This window comes from Paraburkholderia dilworthii (assembly GCF_000472525.1).
Classification (GTDB): Bacteria; Pseudomonadota; Gammaproteobacteria; order Burkholderiales; family Burkholderiaceae; genus Paraburkholderia; species Paraburkholderia dilworthii.
This window is the reverse complement of sequence record NZ_AWZT01000119.1, coordinates 1-3107: the sequence shown is the minus strand read 5'-3', so window position 1 is coordinate 3107 and position 3107 is coordinate 1. Positions and strand designations below refer to the sequence as shown.

Here is a 3107-nt window from a genome sequence, read left to right as displayed (position 1 = left end):
GCCGCCGCCTCGGCGGATTGCATCGTGGGATGCCTGTTTGAGGGCCTGGTGGCGCCACTTACGATTAACCCGGCAGACCCTGCGCCGGAGCAAGCCGCCCACGCCACGGCGATTATCGCTTTCTGCCTGCGAGGGGTGTCGGGCGACTCGCAACCGTTCTCTCCTCCCGCCTATTGAATCCTAAGCTCGGCGACGAACCGGCTTGCTAGGCGATGAGCCGCAAACTGGAGAGCCTCAAGCAGGAAGGCAGTTTGCCGGCATTCACGTTAGCCGTAACCGTCCGACCCTGACCGTATAGACGCCTGATGAAGGTGAAGCCATGCTTTCCCCGGGCCACAAATGTGACTGTGTCTATAAAGGAATCATGGACACAGTGACTGAGTTCTCCGAAGTCAAAGTCGCCCGGAAGTATCGTCGGCGTACCGTGGACGAAAAACGCCAAATTATCGAAGAAACGTTATCCAGTGGACGTTCGGTGGCGGAGATTGCACGCAATCACGAATTGAACGCGAATCAGCTGTTCGACTGGCGCTAGCAGTATCTGGATGGACGACTTGCCATGAACGGTCGCGAATGCGCGTTGCTGCCGGTCACCGTGAATGAGGCCGGTGACAGCGGCGCGGCCGAACCGGCAGCATCTACGCCTTTGGCACCGGCGCCTGGCAAGATACGTATCCAGTTGCCACGAGGCGAGATACTCGTTGAAGGCAGCGTCGATCCCGACACGCTGCGCGTGGTGATCCAGTGCCTGAGCCGATGATTGGTCCGCTCGCAAACAGGCGCATCTGGGTTGCCGCCGGATTTACGGATATGCGCTGCGGCTTCGACGGCCTGGCCGCGAAGGTGCAGACCGTGCTGGCGAAGGATCCATTCTCTGGCCACATCTTCGTATTCAGGGGCAAAGGTGGCGACCTCATCAAGTGCCCGTACTGGCGCGACGGCGGTCTATGCCTGTTCGCCAAACGTCAGGAGCGTGGGCGCTTTGTGTGGCCCCGTGCTGACGGCGGTGTTGTCTCGCTGACCAGCGCTCAACTCGGACTTCTGCTCGAAGGATTCGACTGGCGACAGCCCGTCGATGCAGCGCGCCCTGTAGCGCTTTGTAAACGTATGTGACAACCCGGGCGTAGCGCAAGGCACGCGCGTAAACTACCTGCATGGCATCCTGCGACGCTACGTTTCCGGACGATATCGAGGCCTTGAAGGCTCTCCTGCTCGCGCGTGAGGCTGCGTTACACGAGCACGAAGACGAGCTCACGGATCTGCGCGACACTGTAACGACGCTCCGGAAGACACTCTCGGACCGGGCGCTCGAGATCGAGCACCTGAAGCTGTGGATCGTGAAGCTCCAGCGCATGCAGTTCGGGCGCAAGTCGGAGAAGATTGATCGCCAGATCGAGCAACTGGAATTGCGTCTCGAAGATCTGCAGGCCGACGATGGCGCGGCGACGGTCGACGCACCAGCAAAGCCCCGCTCTGAGGCCCGGCAAGTCAACGGGACGCAAGCCACTTCCGGAACATCTGCATCGCGAAGACGTGGTACATCACCCTGAGGACGCGTGCTGTCCGCAATGCGGTGGCGCGCTTGGCGAGGACGTTTCCGAGCAACTTGACTATGTACCAGGGCACTGGCGAGTGATTCGTCACCACCGACTCAAGAAGGCCTGTACCTGTTGCGACTGCATCGTGCAGGCGGCTGCGCCCAATCGGCCAATCGACCGCGGCATGCCCGGTCCGGGGCTGCTCGCGCATGTACTGGTCGCCAAATTCTGTCCCCCATACCGACAGTCAGTGATCTATGCGCGCGACGGCGTGGAACTCAGCCGTTCGACACTCGCGGACTGGGTCGGCCAGTGCAGTGCGTTGCTCCGGCCACTCGTAGAGGTCGTTCGCCGGTATGTGATGGGCGCCTCGAAGATTCACGCGGATGACACGCCGGTACCTGTGCTGGAGCCCGGCACTGGCAAGACCCGTACCGGTCGGCTCTGGATGTACGTTCGGGATGACCGGCCGGCTGGCTCGAAGGACGCGCCAGCGGTCTGATTCGCATACAGCCCTACCAGGGCTGGTGAATATCCACAGGCCCATCTGAAGGACTTCAGGGGAACGTTGCAGGCCGATGCGTTCGCGGGGTACAACGCGATCTACGAGGGTGGTGATGTGCGTGAGGCGGCATGCATGGCACACGCGCGCGGCAAATTCCACGATCTGTTCGTCGCGCGCAGAAACGAGGTCAACACCGAAGCGTTACACCGGATCGGCGAACTGTACGCAATTGAGGCCGCGATTCGCGGCAAGCCACCGGAGGAACGAAGACGTGTCAAACAGGAGCAGGCTCGTCCGCTACTCGATGCCTTCGAGATCTGGCTGCGCGCGACATTGGGCACGGTGTCGCAGAAAGGCGTACCGCCGAAGCTATCAACTACGCGCTGAATCAGTGGACGGCGCTCACGCTGTACGTCGATGACGGCGCCGTGGAAATCGACAACAACGCCGCCGAACGCGCTTTACGTGCCGTCGCTCTCGGCCGAAAAAACTTCCTGCACTTCGGTTCTGACAGCGGCGGCGAACGCTGGGCCGCTATCTACATTCTGGTTGGTACCGCCAAGCTGAATGGCCTTGATCCCGAGGCCTACCTGCGCCACGTGATCGCTCGCATTGCCGAGCATCCCGTCAACCGCGGCGACGAGCTGTTGCCATGGGTCGTCGCCGATGAGCTTCACCACGACGCCGCATGAACTCAACGCTGCGTTCAACTGTTCGATATCAACATGCTGTCAAGAACGGTCGCCGTCGGACGGTTACCCTTAGCCGGCCGCTCAAGGTGATTATTGCGGTTAGCTCGCCATGGCGCGAGACTATCGGCGCTTGAACATAATCTGCGTTTGACGAGCCCCGAGTCGGGCTTACTTTGTTGCCCCTAAAAAAACATCGGTCCCCTGTCCCAACGGCTTTTCCTGAACGCTCAGCCATTGGCAGACGCCAGATCAAGTCTGGTTTCGAAGATGATGTGACTAACTGCAAGATGAACCGCCCCGCGGCGGTTCAAGACGGGCAAGACGCTTATTTTTGACCGAACACAAAAGTGAGGCAGTTTGCTTGTGAGCTAC

General features: G+C 60.4%; 3 protein-coding genes and 1 pseudogene. All 4 read left to right on the top strand.

Annotated features, from left to right (window positions below; genetic code table 11):
- The first annotated feature begins 364 nt into the window (after window positions 1-364).
- The gene (locus tag F759_RS41885; protein ID WP_036026275.1) at window positions 365-535 is read left to right on the top strand and encodes a transposase; all 171 of its coding nucleotides are present in this window, start codon (window positions 365-367) and stop codon (window positions 533-535) included.
- Between the two features lie 24 nt (window positions 536-559).
- Window positions 560-760, top strand: coding sequence for a hypothetical protein (locus F759_RS41880; protein WP_036026272.1), 201 nt, complete (start codon window positions 560-562; stop codon window positions 758-760).
- Entirely contained in the window at window positions 757-1113 is a 357-nt protein-coding gene (tnpB, locus tag F759_RS0135360) for an IS66 family insertion sequence element accessory protein TnpB (RefSeq protein WP_027803902.1), read from the top strand. The genes F759_RS41880 and tnpB overlap by 4 nt, the downstream gene beginning before the upstream one ends.
- Before the next feature lie 41 nt (window positions 1114-1154).
- Window positions 1155-2735, top strand: a pseudogene (tnpC, locus tag F759_RS39890) (IS66 family transposase).
- Window positions 2736-3107: the final 372 nt, after the last annotated feature.